The 20,531-nt window shown below is 61.6% G+C and carries 17 protein-coding genes; 13 read left to right on the forward strand and 4 right to left on the reverse strand.

Annotation, left to right across the window (positions count from 1 at the left end; translation table 11 throughout):
• Positions 1-4 precede the first annotated feature (4 nt).
• The 4 genes from TAN611_RS11525 to TAN611_RS11540 form a co-directional block, all read right to left on the reverse strand.
• Positions 5-2,158 carry a virulence factor SrfC family protein gene (locus TAN611_RS11525; protein WP_203067727.1) on the reverse strand — a complete coding sequence of 718 codons (2,154 nt, stop codon included), beginning with the start codon at positions 2,156-2,158 and terminating at the stop codon, positions 5-7.
• On the reverse strand, positions 2,155-5,058 hold the full coding sequence (locus TAN611_RS11530) for a virulence factor SrfB (protein WP_203067778.1): 2,904 nt from the start codon (positions 5,056-5,058) through the stop codon (positions 2,155-2,157). Before TAN611_RS11530 ends, TAN611_RS11525 begins: the two co-directional genes overlap by 4 nt.
• Complete coding sequence (locus TAN611_RS11535) at positions 5,058-6,236, reverse strand: SrfA family protein (protein ID WP_203067728.1); 1,179 nt, start codon at positions 6,234-6,236, stop codon at positions 5,058-5,060. Before TAN611_RS11535 ends, TAN611_RS11530 begins: the two co-directional genes overlap by 1 nt.
• A 111-nt stretch (positions 6,237-6,347) precedes the next feature.
• Positions 6,348-7,283, reverse strand: coding sequence for a LysR family transcriptional regulator (locus TAN611_RS11540; protein ID WP_238404540.1), 936 nt, complete (start codon positions 7,281-7,283; stop codon positions 6,348-6,350).
• An 88-nt stretch (positions 7,284-7,371) separates the two neighbouring features.
• Between TAN611_RS11540 and TAN611_RS11545 the strand changes: the two genes are divergently transcribed.
• The 13 genes from TAN611_RS11545 (at position 7,372) to TAN611_RS11605 (ending at position 20,524) form a co-directional block, all read left to right on the forward strand.
• The gene (locus tag TAN611_RS11545; RefSeq protein WP_111737103.1) at positions 7,372-8,316 is read left to right on the forward strand and encodes an MBL fold metallo-hydrolase; all 945 of its coding nucleotides are present in this window, start codon (positions 7,372-7,374) and stop codon (positions 8,314-8,316) included.
• Positions 8,317-8,837: 521 nt separating this feature from the next.
• The gene (gene acpS, locus TAN611_RS11550) at positions 8,838-9,227 is read left to right on the forward strand and encodes a holo-ACP synthase (RefSeq protein WP_238404534.1); all 390 of its coding nucleotides are present in this window, start codon (positions 8,838-8,840) and stop codon (positions 9,225-9,227) included.
• Between the two features lie 23 nt (positions 9,228-9,250).
• Positions 9,251-10,006, forward strand: a complete 756-nt coding sequence (locus tag TAN611_RS11555; RefSeq protein WP_105231124.1) for an SDR family NAD(P)-dependent oxidoreductase — start codon at positions 9,251-9,253, stop codon at positions 10,004-10,006.
• A gap of 16 nt (positions 10,007-10,022) precedes the next feature.
• The gene (locus tag TAN611_RS11560; RefSeq protein WP_105231125.1) at positions 10,023-10,613 is read left to right on the forward strand and encodes a 3-hydroxyacyl-ACP dehydratase FabZ family protein; all 591 of its coding nucleotides are present in this window, start codon (positions 10,023-10,025) and stop codon (positions 10,611-10,613) included.
• Positions 10,614-10,631: 18 nt separating this feature from the next.
• Positions 10,632-10,958, forward strand: coding sequence for an acyl carrier protein (locus TAN611_RS11565; protein WP_105231126.1), 327 nt, complete (start codon positions 10,632-10,634; stop codon positions 10,956-10,958).
• The gene (locus TAN611_RS11570; protein ID WP_203067729.1) at positions 10,955-12,208 is read left to right on the forward strand and encodes an aminomethyltransferase family protein; all 1,254 of its coding nucleotides are present in this window, start codon (positions 10,955-10,957) and stop codon (positions 12,206-12,208) included. The genes TAN611_RS11565 and TAN611_RS11570 overlap by 4 nt, the downstream gene beginning before the upstream one ends.
• Positions 12,209-12,288: 80 nt before the next feature.
• Positions 12,289-14,847 carry a beta-ketoacyl-[acyl-carrier-protein] synthase family protein gene (locus tag TAN611_RS11575; RefSeq protein WP_111737101.1) on the forward strand — a complete coding sequence of 853 codons (2,559 nt, stop codon included), beginning with the start codon at positions 12,289-12,291 and terminating at the stop codon, positions 14,845-14,847.
• The gene (locus TAN611_RS11580; protein ID WP_203067730.1) at positions 14,844-16,070 is read left to right on the forward strand and encodes a beta-ketoacyl synthase N-terminal-like domain-containing protein; all 1,227 of its coding nucleotides are present in this window, start codon (positions 14,844-14,846) and stop codon (positions 16,068-16,070) included. Before TAN611_RS11575 ends, TAN611_RS11580 begins: the two co-directional genes overlap by 4 nt.
• Complete coding sequence (locus tag TAN611_RS11585; RefSeq protein ID WP_105231130.1) at positions 16,063-17,115, forward strand: hypothetical protein; 1,053 nt, start codon at positions 16,063-16,065, stop codon at positions 17,113-17,115. Before TAN611_RS11580 ends, TAN611_RS11585 begins: the two co-directional genes overlap by 8 nt.
• The gene (locus TAN611_RS11590; RefSeq protein ID WP_203067731.1) at positions 17,112-17,846 is read left to right on the forward strand and encodes a DUF6134 family protein; all 735 of its coding nucleotides are present in this window, start codon (positions 17,112-17,114) and stop codon (positions 17,844-17,846) included. The genes TAN611_RS11585 and TAN611_RS11590 overlap by 4 nt, the downstream gene beginning before the upstream one ends.
• The gene (locus TAN611_RS11595) at positions 17,843-18,553 is read left to right on the forward strand and encodes an ABC transporter ATP-binding protein (RefSeq protein ID WP_105231132.1); all 711 of its coding nucleotides are present in this window, start codon (positions 17,843-17,845) and stop codon (positions 18,551-18,553) included. Before TAN611_RS11590 ends, TAN611_RS11595 begins: the two co-directional genes overlap by 4 nt.
• Complete coding sequence (locus TAN611_RS11600; RefSeq protein ID WP_187043110.1) at positions 18,534-19,202, forward strand: hypothetical protein; 669 nt, start codon at positions 18,534-18,536, stop codon at positions 19,200-19,202. The genes TAN611_RS11595 and TAN611_RS11600 overlap by 20 nt, the downstream gene beginning before the upstream one ends.
• Positions 19,199-20,524 (forward strand): FtsX-like permease family protein, encoded by a 1,326-nt coding sequence (locus TAN611_RS11605; protein ID WP_105231134.1) that lies wholly within the window; start codon positions 19,199-19,201, stop codon positions 20,522-20,524. The genes TAN611_RS11600 and TAN611_RS11605 overlap by 4 nt, the downstream gene beginning before the upstream one ends.
• Positions 20,525-20,531 lie beyond the last annotated feature (7 nt).

Below are 20,531 nucleotides of genomic sequence, written 5' to 3' on the forward strand. Positions count from 1 at the left end.
TAAATTATTCCCCCGCCAATTTGCCATCATCCAGCGCCGCCACGATCTGCGCCAAACGCCGCTGCTGCCGTGCCGGCAGGCTGGCCGCTGCGCGATGGCCGACGTTGTCTGCCGCCAGCGTATTTAATCCCACCAGCCAGTCATAAATATAGAAGGCGGCGTTATTGACCGGTGCGGCCGCCAGCCGGGTCAGACGCGGCGGCGTCAGATCGCCGGACGGCGCGTGCGGAGAGGTAAAGATCGGCTGCCCCTGCTGGATGCGGCTGGTTGGCCGTCGTTGCGGCAAGCAGTGCTGGAAGCCCAGCCAGGCGACAAAATCGCCGAGTACGCCGAGCGCCAGTGAGGTTTGACGTTGGGCATTGCCGCTGTCGGTCATCAGCGCGTCGCGCAGCTGACGGTCAATGCCCAGCCGCCAGGCGGCGTTAATCAGCGTATCGGCCAGCAGGCTAAGACAGCGGCTGTCGATATCCAGTTGCTGCTTCAGCGCGCGGTTATCCGCCAGACGGCGCAGATGTTCCAGCCACAGGCGGAATGCAGCGTCGGCAAAACGCGATGTCGGCGGGGAAATATCGCTGCCGTCCGCAACCGGCGCCAGCAGATCCAGCTCGATACCGATACCCAACGGCTCACCGCCGGTAAGCGGCGCCGGCTGTTGATAGAGATGCAGCAGCGCTTCCTGCGGCGGTAGCAGCTGTTGCAGCAACTCGCCGTGCACCCCGGTGCGGGCCTGCAGCGTCTGCAGCAGGCGCCGGGCGACCTGCTGCTGTTGCGGCCGTTCATCACCATCCGCCGCCGGCAGCCAGTCGCCCAGCACCGCTTTCGTCAGAACGGTGTGCAGCGTCAGCAGCCGTTTGGTCAGCCGCCGCTGACGGATGCGGTTATCGACCGCCGTCGTCAGATAGGCCAGCAGGCGCCGGTGATCGTGTTCATCCTGCGCCAGCAACGTCCCCCAGTGTACGCCCGGTTCGCCGATATGGCGCTGCACGGCGGCTTCATAATCCTGCGCCGCAGCGCTGCGCGGGGTCAGCAACCAGATCAGGTCCGGTTTGCCTGCCTCATCCGGGGCCGGCAGTCCGCCTTGTTGCCAATGGCTGAGCGCTTTGGCGGCCGGCAATACTGTCTGTCGATCGGTCGCCGCGCCGCTGACCAGCAGCAGCGTGGGTTGGCTGCGCTCGCTGCAGTGGTGCAACAGCCAGCGGCGTTTGGCAGACAGCAGAGAGGATGTTAGCGCCTGCTCACATCCTGTCGAAACGCCGGGGATATCCAGCAGAACGACGGGATGACCAAAGATGCCGTCGCCTGACGGCGTGGTGAGCGTCAGTTCGGCCGTCAGCAGCGCCAGTTCCGCCTGTGAACAGCGCTGCGGCGTCTGCGCCTCAGTCAGCGGCAGCAGCACGGTATGGCGGTCGCCTTCGCCGTTGAGCCAGGCCGCTGCTGAACCGTCGATCACCGCGCTCAGCGTGTCGATATCTTCCGTCAGCGTGAACTGGCGGCTGCCGAGCTCCCGCAGCCGGTGCGCCAGCTGACGATACAGGGCGGTGAACGCTGGCCGCTCTCCCCACAGCGGAGCAAACAGCGTTGCGCGCTGATCGATATTCAGGCCGGGCGCCAGCGCTAGCGCCGCCGGCCAGAACGGATCGTCGGCGAGCTGCGGATGGTAGTGGCTCAGCGTCTCCCACAGCGTCAGCAGCCGATCTTCGTCAACGCCCTCTGCCGGTATCGCGTGGGGCTGACGGCGCAGGGCGGATAAACCTGTCGCCAGCTGCCGGCGATCCGGCGGCTGCGCGCCGGCGGCGAAAAACAGCAGCCCAACGAGGTCGTTTTCCTCCAGCAGCGTCAGGCGTGGTGTGGCCGGCTGAGGCGTCTGGTGATAGCGCACCGTCAGCGCCGGCTGCCCGACGGGGTGCGGGGTAACGCCCAACTGGCGTAGCAGTGCGGCCTTTGCCTGCCGCGCATTGCCGTAAATACCCAGGCTGAAACTCTCGTCAGCGGCAATGGTCAGCCGCCGTGCGTCGCGCCGACAGCGGCGCAGGCGCAGCGCCAGACTCTCCGCTTCCGCCGCCAGCCGCGCTGAATCATGGCGAGCGTCCTGCAGCCAGTCGAGCGCCCGTTGCGCAACGTCGTGCAGGCGTTGCGCCGGTAAAGAAATATCACTCATGATGGAAACACGCTCCCGCTGTCGATCCAGTAATGGCTTGCCGCGCCGTCGCCGGCCGCCAGGGTATTTAATTTCAGCTGCAGGTGCGTCAGCGGCACCGCTTCGCCATCGTCCAGCGTGGCGTCGGCCAGTTCGAAGCGTTCACCGTCGGCAACCCGCAGCCGTATCTGCAGCACCGCGCTGCCGGCCAGCCGGCGCGCCAGTTGCGTATCGACAATATGCAGGCTGTACAGCGGCGAGGCGGGCCAGCGCGCATTGTCCAACTGACGGAAACCCAGGCGCAGCGGGCCGCGCAGGGTAAAGGCGCGGTTATCCAGCATGAAGTCGCGGCGATCCAGATCGATATCGCGATAGTAGACGTTATCGTCGCTCAGGCTCTGCCGGGCATCCAGCATGCCGAGATAGCGGATGGTGGAGTAAGGCCGGAAATCGCCGGCCTTGAAATAAAAACTGCCAAGGCGCAGGTCCAGCGCCAGTAAGCACAGCATAGCGCCGACCGCCGCGGTGGATTTCGGCGTGTCGATACGTCCGTGGCGGGCGAACGGATACCACTGACTGGCGTGATATCCGTCCAGCGACAGCATGCGGCCCGCCGGCAGGGGCTGCAAATGGCGCAGCAGCGCCTGCACGCCCGGCAGGCGGCAGGGGCGGCCGGTCAGCAGCAGCACATCGCAGGCGTAATGGGCCACCACTTCGCTGAGTGCCAGCAGGCACGCTTTGATGCGGATCTGTCCGGATAGAAACGCCGCGTGCAGATCGCGCAGAGGCAGCAGCAGCGGGGTGTGCAGAATGTCGAAGGCCGGCGCATCGGCGCCAAGCTGGCGCTGCACCTCTGCGTTGATAAAGTGCAGTACGCCGTCGGTCGGCCGCTGCGGCAGCAATTCGCCGAAGGTGGCCGCCAGTTCGGCGCCGGCGTCCAGCGGATCGTACGTTTCGTAGGCCTGTAAAATCGCCTGGCCGAGCGGAATAAATAGCTGCAGCGCCGTTTGCTGCCGCCGCGTTGACAGGCCGTCGAGCCGTCCCTGATTGCCGAACAGCGTGTCCATCAGCGCGGCGGGGTGCGCCACGCCGGCCCGCTCCAGCGTCTGCCGCAGCGCAGGCAGCAGATAGCGTTGGATCACATCGAGCAGGATATCGTCTCCCGCCAGTTTAAAACCTTCGCGGAACAGCAGCTGCGGGATGATTTTTACGTTATGCCCCAGACCGTCGTCCAGCGAGAACTGGGTGACCGACAGATCGCTGGTGCCGCCGCCGATATCGATCGAGGCGATGCGCAGCGCCGTACCGCGCTGTGCGGCAGGGCGATCCGGGCGCGCCATGGCGGCAAAAAACGCCTTACTGTCGCCGGCAAAATTGACCTGCGTTTCGTTATACAGGTACACCATCTGGCCGCAGGTGGCTTCATCCCACTCCATCTGGATCTCAGGCTGCGGCGGCGCGTCGTGCGTCTGCCAGCCGAGCGCCGTCCAGACCAGACCGATGGCTTCGGCCATGCGGCGGCGAAACAGCTCGCGCTCCGGCTTTGGCATCGCGGCGGGCAGGGTAAGGATAATCTGCCGCAGCCGTCGCGGCGTGTTGCCGTGCGGCTGGGTCAGACGCTGGGCCACGCTGTTGATCTGCATCAGCGTCTGCGCCAGCAGCTCGCTCAGCATCAGCGTCATCAGCGCGCTGCGGCTGTACTGGGCGCTGAATACCGGCAGCTGCTGTGACGGTGCGAGGCCAGATAACGGCTGGCCTTCGTCGTTCAGTAATAACGACAGCGGTGCGGCGGCGGCCATTGGCTCCTGCGCCTGATTAAAGCGCCAGCCGTGGTCATAGGGGGCGTCGTCCCACAAATAGCGGCGCGGGCTGGAGAGGCCGGTGGCGCCCTCGGCGCCCTGACGCTGCGCCGCCAGCCGGCTGGCCTCATCGCCGACCCGCACCAGCGACGGCCAGCAGAATGCCCGCTCGCGACCGCTCTGAAAAGAGTAGTTCTCCGGCCCAAACTGTGTCTGAACAAACTCCACCCGGCTGGAGAACGGCGCCTGATGCAGTTGGTGCGGCTGGCTGAAATCCCGCAGCTGCAGCGCATAGGTCTGCTTCAGGCCGTCACGCTCTTGCGCATGCTGCTCGACTAAAATGCCGCAGGTATGGGAATTGCCGACGTCGAGGATCAAATCGACCGGAATCGGCGCCGTTTGTCCGCCGGCGGCGATCAGACGGATCGCCGGCAGCTGCAGCCGCTCTGCCAGCAGCGTCAGCAGGTTCAGATAATGCGCCTGATATTCGAACGCTTTCAGCGCGCCACGCAGCGCGTTTTCGCTGCGCTGCTCGCGCTCGGCGGCCTGCTGACGGAACACGTCCCGCAGCCAGCCGTCGACCCAGGTCTGATCGAGAAACTCGTCGAGATCGCGGCTGTGATGCGCCAGCGCAAACGCCAGACCGGCGTTGACGTCATTCGCATCCGGCGCCAGCGACGGGGTATCCGCCTCCCGCAACTGGGTATCAAACGTCAGGGTAATGCGCCACAGGCAGCCATCCTCGTCGGGCTGCGTCAACGGCGTAAAGCGCATCCGCGCCCAGTTTGCCGGGCCGTTGAGAAAACCGCCCGCCGGGCTGAAACGGAAGAAAGGCAACGGCAGCCACTGTTCTGCCAGCAGTGCCAGCGAACGTTCAAACGGCAGACGCAGCTCCGGTCGGACCGTTTCCGGCGGTGTGCTGTCGTCGTGGTTCAGCAAGTGCTTGCCTGACGTCGTATCGAAGCGCAGCCGCAGCAGCGGGCCGTTGGCGGTTTTACGCACATAGGCGCCGGGCAGCGTTGGTGCAGCATTCTCCGGCGGCAGACCAAAGTCCAGAAACTGTACGCCGCTGTTTTGCACCAGCGTGATCTGTGCGGGGTAATGGGGAAGGGTCGCCAGCATCATTTTTTCTCGCGCGTGATGGTCATGGGGTAAAGCGTGTCGGCGCCGTAGCGGCCGCTGCACGCGGCGGGGCGGTCCTCCTGCGGCTGGCAGACGATTTCCGGTATCTGATAGCGGGAGCCGTCGCTGCAGCGCGCCTTAGTGCGGCTGTTAATCACCAGGTTGCCGGACGGCATCAGTCCGGTTTCGACGTCAACCCGGCAGCGCACGTTATCCGCCTGGCGGATGCTGAGGCTGCCTTTACCGTTATGCAACCGGTACCGCAGGCTGGGCAGCCGACCGGTCAGCGGCGTTTTGACATCCGGCACGGCGCGCCATTCGCCGTTAAGAAAACGGGTGGAACCGGCTTTCACCGCTGCGGCGGGCATGATCAGGGCGTGGTTATCGCTCGGCGGCGCGGCAGGCTCCGGCGTAGGGGGCGCCGGCTGCAACGTCGCCTTTGCCAGTGGCAACGGCGGCATGGGCGTGATCGCAGGCGGTGCGGCCGGCGGCATCGGAAGCACCGGCGCGGGTGCGGCGGCCTGCGGCGCAGCGTCGTGAGACTGCCGCCATTGCCAGCCCAGCGCGGCCAGCGTCATGACCATGACGATAGCCGCCAGCAGCCAGCCTGGACGGCCGGCGCGCGGCGGCCGGACGTCATATTGCGGCGCGGAGGGCGCGCCGATCGCCGTTTCGGCAGCGGTAACCGGCGCGGCTTCCTCCGACCGCAGGCAGGCAAACGGGTCACTGCCGCCGCCTTGTTCGGCATGGTCAAACCCCCAGAACGTCAGCACCGGTTTGCCGTCGACCAGATAAACCTGCTGCGCATCAGGGAAGCGCAGCAGATAACGCAACAGAGTACCGAAGCGCTGCTGCGCCGCCTGCGGCGCGGCAACGGCCTGGCGGCTGAGCACCTCAACTTCGGTAAGGCAGGCGTCCAGCTGCGCCAGCGCCGCACGTCGTTCATTATCGTCGGCCTCCGTCCACGGGCGGATCTCACCGCTGAACGGCGCATACCAATCGATGCGATCTTGCCGGAGGTTTAATTGCGGGATAGCCAGACAGTCTGCGATTGCCGGTTGATTCTTGAGGCGCAGCGCCTCGCGGATTGACTGCGCCTGGGCGTAAATGGGTTGGCCATTTTCCCCCAGAGCGACCAGCTTATCCAGACTGCCGCTGCGTAAAAAAGGTTTCGTCACGCTCAGAAAGACCTTGTGTAAGACTTGCTACAACACCAACGGTCACTCTAATCCGCACGCAAAGAAAGCAAAGGGAGAAAAACAGGGCAAAATCGCCGTCTGTTTACGCCATCAGACGGCGCATTCTGCCTCTGCCAGCAGTGAGATCACCGCTTGACGCAGCCACTGCAGCGCCGGCTCGCGATCGCGACGGCGGTGCCACAGCATCGCTACCTCAAACGGGGCGATATCCAGCGGCGGCGGGCTGACGCACAGCCCGTAATGCTGCCGCCAGCCCGCCGCCAGCCCTGCAGGCACGGTGGCGAAGGCCGCGCTGCGCTGCAGCAGCAGAGGCAGCGAGGCAAAATGGGGCGTGGTGTAAACCACCCGGCGACGCTTTCCCAGCTCGGCCAACTGGCGATCGATCAGGCTGCTGTCAGCACCGCGGTAGGAAACCAGCAGGTGGTCGGCGCGGGTATAGGCATCCAGCGTCAGCGGCGTCGGCGGCTGCTGTTGCTGCGGGTGCCAGAAAGTTTGGTAGTCCATGGTGGTCAGCACCTGGCGCACCACCGCGTGCGGGGCGTCATTGGCGACGGAAATCGCCAGATCGATCTCGTCCCGCACCAGCAGCGCGGCGTCCTGAAACGGGTCGGTTGCCGTCACCTGCAGGCGGACGCCGGGGGCGTTGTGGCGCAAAAACTGATACAGCGGCGGGATCAGCCAGCTTTCCACCCAGTCGGTCACGCCCAGACGAAAGGTTTGCCGGGCGCGGGCAGGGGAAAACTCCGGCTGTTGAAACAGCACCTGCTGCATATTTTCCATCAGCGGCGTCAGTTCCGTCACCAGCGATACGGCGCGGGGCGTCGGCTCCATGCCTTTGGCCGAACGGATAAACAGCGGATCGTTAAACATCTCGCGCAGGCGAGCCAGCGCGCCGCTGACCGCCGGCTGGCCAAGAAACAGTTTCTGCGCCGCGCGCGTCACGCTGCGTTCACGGTACAGCACCAGCAATACCGTCAGTAAATTCAGATCGATACGATTAAAATCATTTTCTCTGATGTTCACAATCAACCTAATCAATTTGAATGATGTTATTGGACAATACAATAATCTCTGCCAGCGTTAAAGACGACGTTAAATCTCATATGGGGAGTTTATGAAACGACATTTAGTGCTGGCCGCCGGCCTGCTAATGACCACCGCCGCGGTTCAGGCCGCCGATACGCAGCGGCAGGCACCGGGATATTACCGGATGACGCTGGGCAAACTGACCGTCACCGCGGTGTCTGATGGCACGGTGACCATCCCGCTCGATCAGCTGTTGGTGCCGATTGACAAGGAAACGCTGCAGCGCCGGATGGCGGAGGACGCGATGACGCCGCAGGCGGAAACCTCGCTCAATACCTTTGTGATTGACGACGGCAAACAGCGGGTACTAGTGGATACCGGCGCCGGCCAGCTGTTCGGCAACAATGGCGGCCATCTGCTGGAAAACCTGCGTGCGGCGGGCTACCCGGCCGACAGCATCAACGCGGTACTGCTGACGCACGTGCATGGCGACCACTCCGGCGGTGTGTCGCAGCAGGGCAAACCGACGTTCCCCAATGCGGATGTCTATGTTGATAAACGCGATCCGGATTTCTGGCTGAACGATGCCAACCAAAGCAAGGTGGAAGAGGGACAGCGCCACACCTTTAAAGAATCCGCCGATGCGCTCAATCCGCTGATCGCCGCGGGCAAACTGAAAACCTTCAGCGCGCCGGCGCGGCTGCCGCTGGGCATTCAGGCGCAGGCGGCCTACGGGCATACGCCGGGCAGCGTTACCTACCGCATAGAAAGCGAGGGGCAGACGCTGGTGCTGTGGGGCGATATTATCCACGCCAAAGCGGTGCAGATGCCGGAACCACAGGTGGCGATTCACTTTGACGTCGACCGGCGGCAGGCGATCGCCACGCGCGAACGCATCCTGGCGCAGGCGGCGAAAGAGGGCTTCTGGGTGGCCGCTGCGCATATCTCCTTCCCGGGCTTGGGTCATGTGCAGCGTCAGGGCAACGGTTATCGCTGGGTGCCGGCCAACTATTCCACTCAACTGGCGAAATAATCGGTATCGCCGTCTAAAACAAGCAGGCCGCTCCATCCGGACATTAAGGCATGGAGCGAGCTTTACTGCATTTATCCGTTAAAATTAAACACAAGTCAGCTTTATTATTTGATATATTTTTATATCAATAATCAATCTTCAAGTGATTTCTTGGTTATTTTCAAAAAATACTCCTGCCTGGTTGGGATGATTTTAACGCGCAAGGATTATTCTTGCAGCGCAAGATATCGATTCACTATGTTACCGTGGTTTTTAAATTGGATTATTTTTATTTTTTCACGTATTGATTTTGTTTTTTCTTTGTTTTTTAGGCTAAAACTCCAATTTGATATGCGCGGCTGTTTTTATTTGGCGCTTTGTTGATTGTTTGAAATAACATGCGCTAACATTCTTCATCAGACGCGGATGGGATTCCGCCGTACTTAATCAATAAAATTCGCACTCAGCCTCCGGGAATGGATGTCTCCATTCCAACCGTTAAATATTGCCCGCGTTCGCCGTGCAATATTTTTTTGGATTGCATGACTAAGGATAAAGTCAGAGTGAATCTTGGTGTCGATATTATAGAAATAGATCGCGTCGCAATGGCAATAAAACGCAGCGGAGATAAATTATTGCTCCGCCTTTTAACCGATGATGAGCGGCGAGAACTGGGCGACATTACGCATAACTGCGAGCGCGTCGCCGGCTTTTGGGCGGCCAAGGAGGCTGCAGTGAAAGCGTTGGGAACCGGCTTTCGCCTCGGTATCGCCTTTCACGACATTGAAGTGCGCCACGATAAATTAGGCCGGCCTTTTTATTTTTTCTCGGGTGAATTTGCACGCCTGATGAAAGAACGTGGTCTGGCGCAATCTACGCTGAGTATTTCACATTGCCGGACGCATGCTATTGCGGCGGCGGCATTCAGTTGACGTGTTAATATAAAGGATTATTTATGTCGATATATCCTGATTTAAATGGGAAAAATGTGCTGATTACCGGCGCAAGCGGAGATATTGGTCTGGCTATATGCAAGAAATATCTTGACCAAGGCGCGACGGTTTATGCTGTTTATCACAATGATGCCAGCGGGCTGGAAAAATTAAAAAATAAACATCCGCAGGGGCAGGCGCTAAATATTCATCAGTGCAATGTTTCGGACGTTCAGTCCGTCGATGAACTGGTGAATACGCTCGATGCTGAGGCCGGCTCTATTCATGTACTAATTAACAATGCTGGGATTTATAAAGATAATTTATTCAGCGCGCTGAGCTTTGAGGAGTTCGACCAGGTGATCAAGGTCAACCTGTACGGCACCTTCAATATGACCAAGCAGTTTATGCGCTTATTGCGCCTCGCGCGTCAGGCGGCGATCGTCAATATTTCGTCGGTATCCGGCGTTACGTCCAGCTTCGGTCAGACCAACTACAGCGCGGCCAAGGCCGGCATCGTCGGCTTTACCCGCACGCTGGCCGCCGAGATGGCCGCCAAAGGGGTGCGCGTGAATGCGGTGGCGCCGGGGATGATCGAATCACGCATGGTAAAAAAAGTCCCGCGCCAGATTGTGCGCAACGTGATGTCCGCCATTCCACTCAAGCGTCTTGGTCATGTCGACGAGATCGCCAACGTGGTGGCGTTTTTGAGTTCGGACGCATCCAGCTACATCGTCGGTCAGACCCTGATCGTCGATGGCGGCCTGATTATGCGTTAACAGACAGGAAAGTCGCATGCCTAACTATAACAAAAGTCTGGTTACCCCTTCGGTGCTGCTACGGATGGGCGCCTGGCGAGCACCTATTTTTATGGTCGACCGCATCGTGGATTTTACCCCCGGCGAGAAAGGCTCGATCACCGTGATCAAGCACGTCACCTTCAATGAACCGTATATTCCGGGGCATTTCCCGGATAACCCGGTGATGCCGGGCGTGCTGATCGCCGAGATTTTCGGCCAGGCCAGCGAGTATTTCAGCCTGCTGTGCGATTACTGCCAGCGCCATGAGCGGGAAACCGCAACGCCGCTGAAAAAGTTCGATGACGTGGCGCGTTCGCTGGCGAATGCCGAAGGGGTCGAGCGGGTGATGGCCGAGCGCCACCGCATTATCGGTTTTCTGGCGTCGCAGGACGTCAAGTACCGCCACGTGGTGAATCCGGGCGACACCATTGAGGTGCACAGCAAGCTGGCGTTCGCCGATCCCAACGGCTTCCACCATTACGAAGTGGAGGCCCGCGTCGGGCGTCATATCGCCTGCGCCGGCCGTATCGTCAATTTCCGCATCGACCGCAGCATTGCGGAAGCCAAGGGCATACAGATTAACTAACCGCGGGGAACCAACACCATGAGTAACACCGGGCTAAACGCCGTGATTGAACAACGACAACAGGTACTGGAAAAAATCAAGGCGGGTCTGATCGAGCGCCTCAACCTGTACCAGAACGTACAGCAGATTGATGACGATACGCCACTGTTCGGCAGCGGGCTGAAGCTGGATTCGGTAGACGCCACCGAGGTGATCGTACTGCTCGATGAAACCTTCAATATCCGGGTGAAGGAGGGCGATGATCCTTCCTATATGCGCAGTGTGAACACCCTGGCGTCGTTTGTGATCGGCAAGCAGGGAGAAATGGCGGCAGCCAAGGCAGCAGAAGAGGCGGAAAAGGCATGAAACTGAGCGATATTCATCAGCAAAATGGCGCCATCATGGGCGAACGCAACGGCGTCGCCGTCCCACTGCGCTACTTCGACGCCGCCGCCGAGCACCAGGCGCTGCGTAAGAACATTCTACTGGTCGACTACTCGCATTTCGGCATTGCCAGCGTCAGCGGCGACAGCGCCTGGGCGCTGCTGAACCAGGTGGTGTCCGGCGATGTCTCCTCCATCCGTGACGAACAGGCGATGTACAGCCTGATCCTCGATCGCGACGGCATGATCGTCAGCGATCTGTATATCGCCTGCGATGATGAACGCTTCCTGCTGATTTCCGAATGGATGACCGGCGAGGCTCTGTGCCAGCTGCTGCGCGATCGGCTGGCGGGCAATGAGGAAGAGTTTGACGAGATTGAAACCATCGAGTCGCTGACGCCGGACTGGGGCACGCTGCACCTTGAAGGGCCGTACGCCTGGGAACTGCTGGCGGAGCTGTACGGTATGGACGTGATCGGCCTGCCGTTCCAGGAGCATATGCACGTTGACGAACTGATCCTGCTGCGCAGCGGCAAGCACGGCGAATTCTCCTACAAGCTGATGGGGCCGCGTGACGAACTGGCCGACGTATGGCGGCAACTGCAGGAAGCCGGCGAGAAGTTCGATCTGCGCACCGGCGGTCTGGATTATCAGCGTCTGGCCCGCCTGGAGAACCCTTGCTGGGAGCCGGGGCTGTTCAATGACTACAGCCGCTGCCCGATCGAACTGCAGATGCAGTGGACGGTGCGTTATGACAAAGACCAGTTCACCGGTCAGGAGGCCATCGGCGAGCGCGTAGAGCAGGGCGTCGCCCAGCGCGCCGTCGGCATGACCATCGCCGGCCGCAGTGAACCGATGCCGCAGCGCGGCGATAAAGTGCTGCTGAACGGCGAGTGCATCGGCGAAGTGATCGTCTGCGACTACTCCACGGATCTGGAGGCCAGCCTTGGCCGTCTGATGCTGCGCAACGCCTGGGCCTGGGCGGATATCGACTGCTATCAGGTGCAGTGCGGCGACGCGCTGGTGACGGTGAACACCGCTGCGGTGCCGTTCGCCCGCAACTACAGCTTCCTGATTAACCCGTCGGAGCACAGCTACGTCGACAGCACGCGTCCGCGCGATCTGCTGCAGCAGTTTGAATGGCAGCGCATCAAGGAAGAACAGGAAGTGGCGGAAAAAGCCGCGCAGGAGCAGGCAGAGCAGGCATCGGCCGACAAGCCGCCGCAGGCCTGACGCTCACGACGCGCCCGGTTCGGGGCGCGTCACCCTTAATTCGGGTGTGCCGACACGCAAGACATGACACGGAAGACATTATGACTGTTACTCGCAAACGCGTGGTGATAACCGGGATGGGGCACCTCTCCTCCATCGCCACCAATGTGCCTGAGTTTAAGCAGGCGCTGCTCAATAAAACCTGCGGTATTAAACCGAGTGAAAAGTACCTGGAATGGTTTGAAGACGCCAACGCTTCGGAAGTGCTGCAGCCGCTGAGCTGGCCGGGACTGTCCGACGAGATGGTTGCTTCGCTGGATAACGCCGCGCTGTGGGCCTATAAGGTGGGCCATGAAGCGCTGGAGCAGGGGGAACTGCCGCCGGGCGCGCTGCGTGACAGAACGGCGTTAATTATCGGCGTCTCCTCGGCCGGCACCGAAGCCTTTATTCCGCTGATCGAGCAGCGTATGGAGGCGTTTTCACTGCAGAAAGCCATCATTTCCGGCAGTTTCGCCTCGTGCAGCGCCATTGTCTCTTCGCTGCTGGGGCTGAAGGGCGGCTTTGAACTGGTCGCCACCGCCTGTACCGCCAGCACCAACGCCATGGGTATCGGCTATGACCTGATCCAGAACGGCAAGAACAGCACCGCGTTGGTGGTGGGCACCGAACCTATCTATCTGCCGACCTTCGCCGGCTTCTATGCGCTGCATGCCATGAAACGCACGCCGTCCAGCCCGTTCTCCGGCTCGCCGGGCATGTCGATCGGCGAAGGCGCCGGCGCGCTGCTGCTGGAAGAGTATGAGCACGCGCTGGCGCGCGGCGCGACCATCTACGGTGAAATGGTGTCGTACGCCACCTCCTGCGACGCCTACCATGAAACCGCGCCGGATCCGCGCGGCGAGGGCGCGGTACAGGTGATGCGCCACGCGCTGCAGAATGCGGCGCTGACGCCGGAAGATATCGGCTATATCAACGCGCACGGCACCGGCACCGAGGCCAACGACCGCTGTGAAACGCTGGCGATGAAGAAAGTGTTTCCCAACATCATGGACATTCCGGTCAGCTCCACCAAGGCCTATGTCGGCCACAATATCGGCTCCGCCGGTATCATTGAGCTGATCGCCTGCTTCCTGACGCTGCCGGAAAACAAAATCCTGCCGACGCTTAATTTCACCACCCCCCGTCCCAACTGCGATCTCAACTACGTGCCTAACGAGTTCCAGGACGGCGACGTCAGGTTGTTTATGAAAAACAACTACGCCTTCGGCGGCAATAACTGCTGCGTCATCGCCAGCGTAAAGCCGGAGCAGAGTCCTCCCAGCGTCTACGCGCCGAAGCGCGTGGCAATCACCGGGATGGGCGCGGTCAGCGCCGCCGGCCACACGCTGCAGGCGATGCTGCAGCGTATGTGGCAGCAGCAGACGCCGGACAGTCTGCAACCGCTGCTGCTGGATGAGGAGACGCGTGAAGAGTTCCGGCAGATGCTGGGTGCGGTCAACCAGAACAGTGAATCCCGCGCCTTCCTGAACCAGCGCTTCGCCGGTATGGACATCGACGCCGAACTGGACAAGGCGACCGGCTTGCACCAAATCACCGGTCTGGATCCGCGCAAGACGCTGCGCCGCTTCGATCCGCGCAAGGCCAACCTGATCAGCACCTTTGCGCTGCTGGCGCTGACGCAGGCGATGAACGATGCCGGGCGCAAAATCAAACGCGACGGCCAGACGCTGGGCATGATACTCGGCATGTCCAAAGGCCCGCAGGCGACGGTGGATCGCTATCTGCAGAGCCTGTTCCCGGATCCGACCAAAGTGCGGACGTCGGAATTCCCCGGCTCGCTGATGAACGCCATCTCCACCTTCTGTTCCATCTCCGAAGGCATCAAGGGGTATAACACCTCGCTGGCGACCGGCATCAACGCCGGATTAGGGGCGCTGACCTATGGTTACGAGCTGGTGCGTCAGGCGCTGCAGCCGCAGGTAATCGTCGGCGGCGCAGATGAAAACATGAGCACCTTCGCGGTGTATCTGCAGGCGCTCAGCGGCGATCTGCAGCTGACCTGCGATGCGGCGGCTTTTCAGGTGTACAGCAATCATGCACAAGGCTACATCCCCGGTGAAGGCGCGGCGATGCTGCTCCTGGAAGATCTGCAGCATGCTCAGGCGCGTGGGGCGCATATTCACGCCGAAATCATCGGCTACGGCAAAGACAACGACGGCAGCTTCTTTGATCCCCATGATGTTGTGGCCCGGTCGGCCTCGCTGTCGCGCGCCATCGGACAGGCGCTGCAGGAAGCGGCGCTCGAACCGCATGAGTTAGATCTGGTGTGCGGCACCAGCGACGGCACGCCGCTGCGCAATGCGGTGGAAGTCGACGCGCTGCGCCGTAGTCTGGGTGAGGCGCGTCGCAAGGTGCCGCTGGTCAACTATAACGGCTGGTTCGGTCTGGTCGAATCGAGCATTGGCCTGCTCAATATCGCCGTGGTCAGTGAAATCATGCGGCGCGGTGAAATCCTGCCGATTCCGTATACGCAGGAATTCTGCGCCGAAGATTTCCACTTCGTTAACGCGCCACTGCAGCAGACGGTGAATACGGCGCTGGTGATCGGCGCCACAGAAGGCGGTAACCACTACGCCGTGGTGCTGAGGAAGGCAGCGTGAAACCGCGGGTGATAGCCAGCGGCTGGGGGCAGTGCAGCCCGCTGGCGGCGGATTTTCCGGCGCTGATTGAGGCGATTTCCGCCGGACGCTGTGCGACGGGCACCCCCTGGTTCGACAACGACGATGACTGGCAGAACCTGCGGCTGGGCAGTAATCCGCATACGGTGCACGCACCGCGCGCTGACGCCGAGCCGTGGCAGCAGCTGCAGCCGGTGATTGACGAGGCGCTGGCGATGGCCGGCCTGCAGGCGTCCGCTTTGCAGGGGCCGCGCGTGCGGGCATTCCTGGCCGGCAACGGCGTGCGGCCGAATATCGCCGACTTTGCCGGCTATCAGGATCGTAATGATGTGGAAGATCTGCTGTTTTTCCCGGCGATCAAACGGCTGCATGCCGACAGTTACGCGCAGGACGCGCTGGCGCGCCGCTTTGTCGACACTTATCGCCTCGACTGGCCACCAACTTCGGTGTACAGCGCCAGCAACTCCTCGCTGACGGCGCTGCATCTGGCACAGGCCGGCATTGCCGCCGGCCGGCTCGATGTGGCGCTGGTGGCCGGCTGGCTGAAGATCGTGCTGCAGGATGTGGTGTTTATGGGCGGGCAAGGCATGCTCGGCAATGGACAATCGCAGCCGTTCAGCAATCAGGACAACAGCGTATTGCTGGCCGACGGCGCGGTGGCGTTGGTGATTGAAAGTGAAGATCACGCCAGACGGCGCGGCGTCACGCCGGCGGTCGCCATCCGCAGTTCGGTGTGCCGCCAGAGCAGCGGCGGGCGCGGCGGCGCCTTTACCGCCGATTTTCGCACCATTGCGCAAACCATCGACAGCGCGCTGCTGGCGGCCGGGCTGACGCCGCAGGATATCGCCTGCGCACTGCCGCACGCCAACGGCACCGTCGCCGGCGACAAGGCCGAAGCGATGGCGCTGCAGAAAGTGTGGGGCAAAGGCGGCATTCCGGTCGTCAGTTACAAAGGGCAGGCGGGCTATGTCGCCACCTGCAGCGGCGTGCTGGACTTTATGCTGGCGGCGGATGCCCTGCTGCAGCGGCGCCTGCTGGCCGCCGCCGGCCGTCATCCGGTCGACGCCGCTTTACCGATCCATGTGCATATGGACGCGCCGCCGCTGCCTCTGCATACCCCGCACCTGCTCAAGTCCGGCATCGGGCTGGATGGCTCGGTGATCGCCATGGTGCTCTCAGACTGCCGGGAGAGCCCCCATGAGTAAACCGTCTGAACGTCAGATACCGGCGGACGCCGTCCGCCTGGCCGGTTTTTCCCTGCTGGAGCCGAACACGCTGCTGCAGCGTTTTCAGCCGACCTGGTTCAACGTCTGGGAGGCGTCGCTGTATAAAAAAGCCAACGCCAGATCCGGCAGCCGCCAGTGGCTGCTGCGCCGCTTCGGAATTGATGATGCGATGCTGCCCGCCGAGGCACTGCGCAAAACCAATTACCGCGACTGGCTGAACGGCCTGGGCGACGCCTGCCATCAGGCGGTGGCGCAGTTGGGCGCCAAAGGTGAATTTCAGCTGCGCCATGAGCGTAATGCGTTGCTGTACGTCGACGCCTGGGGAGAAACCACTACCTTTGAAGAGGTCAACAGCTGGCGCGATGCGCTGAGCGTCGACATCCTGCCGAAAAATATCGTGCGCGACTATGGCATCAACGGCTTCAGCGGCAAGCTGCGCGGCGAGCGCAACGGGTTAATGAGCGCGCTGCTGATCGCGCAGGACATGCTGAACAGCGATCTCAGCGACAACGTGATTATCTGCGGCCACTTCCGCAGCATCCCGGTGCTGACCTTCTCGGAAATGCAGCGTTATGCCCGCGCGCGCGGCGGTACGCAGAGCAACAGCCAGGCCAGCGTAGAACGGATCGGCTGCCTGATCCTGAAAAAAACCGCCCCCGGCGGCCCCTGGCTGCACCTTAGCCGCTATCTGCGGCTGCCGGACTCGTCGCGCCAGGCCGCGCAGTATCTGGCGGACAGCTGGCTGCAGCATTGCGGCGCCAATACCCGTCAGGTACTGGGCGTTACGCCGCCGGCCGGCGCGCTGCGTCAGCTGCAGCAGCAGGCGTTCGATCGCCTGCCCGTTACGCTGGCACATCGGGCGCTGAACGAACTGTACGGCGACAGCGGCTGCATGAACCCCGCGCTGTTTTGGCGCTATCTGCAGCAGTTCCCGATGCCGCCGGGCCATGCGCTGCTGAACGTGCTGGATGGCCAGGACGGCGCCTGGTTGCTGGAGAGCTGGCTGACGGAGGCGATGCCGTGAAGAAATACGGCTTGTTGATGCTGATCGCCGCCGCGCCGCTTTCGGCCGCGCCACGGCCCGATTACCAGGCGGTGTACCACATCCTGCCGCTGCGCGGCGACGTGCCGATCGGGGAATACCGCGTCAGTCAGCGCTGGCAGCCGGACAGCAATAGCTACCTGCAGCAGGCCAGCATTCAGTTTCGTTGGCGGGTGCTGCTGCGCTCGCACCAGTACCGCTACCGCGATGAAGTGCGCTACGGCGCCGACGGCGGGTTCAGCTACCGGATTGAAGAAGATAACGACGGCAAGACGCGTCAGGTCAGCGGCCGCTGGCGTCCTAATGAAAGAGCGTTGACGCTGGCGACACGGTACGAGCGGCGTCAGGAGGCGAAGACGGTAGCGAAAGAGACGTTTGATTTCCCGCTGTTCGCCCTGCGCTTTCCCAACCCCTGCTCGCCGCAGCAGGCGGGGACGCAGCGCAGCCACCGGATGCTGATGCCGATTGACGGTGAAGTGGTGCAGGTCGAGAGCCGTTATGTCGACGTCGGCGATTTTACGCTGCCCGGCGACAGCGCCGTGACCAAAGGGCTGTGCCAGATCGTCAGCAGCGGCCCGCGACGGGACGCGAATCACCGCTCCTGGGTCAACCGGGACGGCTATCTGGTGTACGAAATCTCTGCCGATTACCGCCTGCGGCTGGTGCCGGAGGCATCCCATTTACCGCCCAACGTTCAGGAAAAAGGATTATGACGATACACGCTGCACAACCCTTGCCCGTGGTGTCCCTGCAACAGGCCAGCAAACGCTTCGGCAAAGGCCCCGGCGCAATCACCGCGCTGGCGGCGATCAGTACCGAGATCCATGATGGCGAGTTTATCGCGCTGTGCGGGCCGTCCGGCAGCGGCAAAAGTACGCTGCTGAACCTGATGGCCGGCATCGACTATCCAACCGGCGGCCACGTCTATCTGCTGGGCAACGATCTGGCGACGCTGAACGATAAACAGACCGCGCGTCTGCGTGCCGACGCCATCGGCTTTGTCTTCCAGTTCTTCAATCTGCTGCCGGTACTGAGCGTGTTCGATAACGTCTATTACCCACTGATGCTCAACGGCTTCAGCCGCCGCGTAGCGCAGGATCAGGTGATGGACATGATCGAGAAAGTGGGGCTGGTCGACCACTACCGCCGCCAGCCCGGCGAGCTGTCCGGCGGCCAGCAGCAGCGGGTGGCCATTGCCCGCGCGCTGGTCAAGCGCCCGCGGCTGATCGTCGCCGACGAACCGACCGGTAACCTGGATACCCGCACCGGGCAGGAGATTGTCGATTTGCTGCTGACGATGAATCAGGAGCTGAAAACCACCTTTGTGATTTCGACCCACTCGCTGAAATTGCGCGATCAGGCCAGACGCGTGCTGGAAATCAAGGACGGAGAGCTGAAAAATGACTTTCACAATGCTTAAGCGTTACGGTGTCACAATATTATTGGCCATCGGCGTCAATGCTTCTGCCGCCGACCAACGCGCCGCGCCGGAGAGCGGGCGGCTACAGACCATTCTGACGATTAACGCGCAGGCGCCGATCGCCGATCTGAACCGCGCCACCGCCAGCCTGAAGGCGCAGTTTGAGCAACATGCGGATTACAGCGTCGGCAAGATGTTCTATGGCTACGGGCAGCTGTTTATCGCCACGGATTTTTTAAAGAAAAAGAACTACCTGCGCGCCGCCGAATCCTCCAAGCTGGGATTTTTCTACATTGATGAGGCGGCGGAAACCGATGACGGCGACTGGCGCTTGCGCTTTTTACGGGCGCGGATGGACGCTTTCGTACCGGCCAGCAACGGCCGCTGCGTGGTGGCGGTAAAAGATACCGACTATCTGCAGCAGAGCGCATCGCTGCCTGCGCCGCTGCGGCCGATGGTCACGCTGATGTCGGCGCGCGCGCTGGAGACCTGCAAGCAGCAGGAAAAGGCCGCCGCCGCCTGGACGGCGCTGGGCAGGCAGGGGGAAGAGGGGCAACGGCTGTTGGCGCTGCGCAATCAGCCAGCACCGGCGTGGGCGCCTGCGGAGCTGAGCCTGGTGATCCGGCCGCTGACGGAGGGCGCGTTATGATGAATATCCTGTTCTGGATCTCCAATATCATCATCGTGTATGCGCTGTTGGTGGTGGTCGTCACCGCGCTGCGCAAGCCGACCGATATCCGTTACACCTTCCTTAACCTGTTCCGCCAGCGCCGTCGCTCCGGCGTAACGCTGCTGGCCATCACCCTGGGCGGCGTGGCGGTGTTTATTTTCGGCGGTTTTGTCGACTATTCGTTCTGGGCGCTGCGGGAGCAAACCATCCGCACCAACCTCGGGCATATTCAGCTGTATGAGAAGGGCTACCTCACCGGCGGCGCCAATAATTCGCTGCAGTACACCATCAAAAACTATGACGAGGTGAAACGGCTGCTGCTGGCGGATGCGCAGATCGCGCCGCAGATCGCCACCGTCACCGGGCAGCTGGCGTTTTCCGGCATTATTTCCCAGTACGATACCGGTACCTCAACCTTCTTTACCGGCGTGGGCATTGAGCCGGAGACGTCGCTGGTGCTGGGTTCGCTGGATCGCATTGTTTCCGGCAGCGATCTGTCGCGCGTGGAGCAGCAGGACATCACCGTCGGCTCCGGCATCGCCAATGCGCTGTCGGCCGGCTACAGCGACTGGGTGGATATGCTGGTGGTGAACCCGCAGGGAGGGCAGAACGCCATGTCGTCTCAGGTGCGCGGCGTGTTCCAGTCCGGCATTAAAGAGTATGACGACACGGCGATCAAACTGCCGCTGAAAACCGCGCAGCGACTGCTGCAAACCAGTGATGTCAGCAAGATCATCATCATGCTGCAGGATACCGAGCGGACGCCGGCGGTGCTGGCGCAGATCAACCGGCTGATTGAACAGCACCAGTTGCCGCTGGAGGCGCGCTCCTGGGACGATCTGGCGGTGTTCTACCACCAGGTGGTGAACCTGTTCGAAGGCATCTTCCTGTTTATCAAATCCATCGTCAGCGTGATTGTGGTGTTTATGATCGGCAACACCCTGATGATGAACGTGGTGGAGCGCACGCGCGAAATCGCCACGCTGCGGGCGCTGGGGTTAAGCCAATCTTATATCGGCCGCTTATTCGTACTGGAAGGCATCATTATCGGCATTATCGGTTCGGTGCTGAGCGTCAGCTTCGGCATTCTGATCGCCTCCATCATCAATATCAACGGCATTCCGATGCCGCCGTCGCCGGGCTATACCCAGGGCTATCTGGCCTTTGTCATGTGGGATCAGGACATCAACCTGTTCTGGTTCTCCTGCGCCTTGCCGCTGGTGACCGCATTGATTGCCTCCATTATTCCGGCGCGTCGCGCCTCAAAACTGGTGATCGCAGAAGCGTTCCGTTTCGTTTAACACTCAG

This window comes from Serratia sp. Tan611 (assembly GCF_905188235.1).
GTDB lineage: Bacteria > Pseudomonadota > Gammaproteobacteria > Enterobacterales > Enterobacteriaceae > Serratia_B > Serratia_B rhizosphaerae.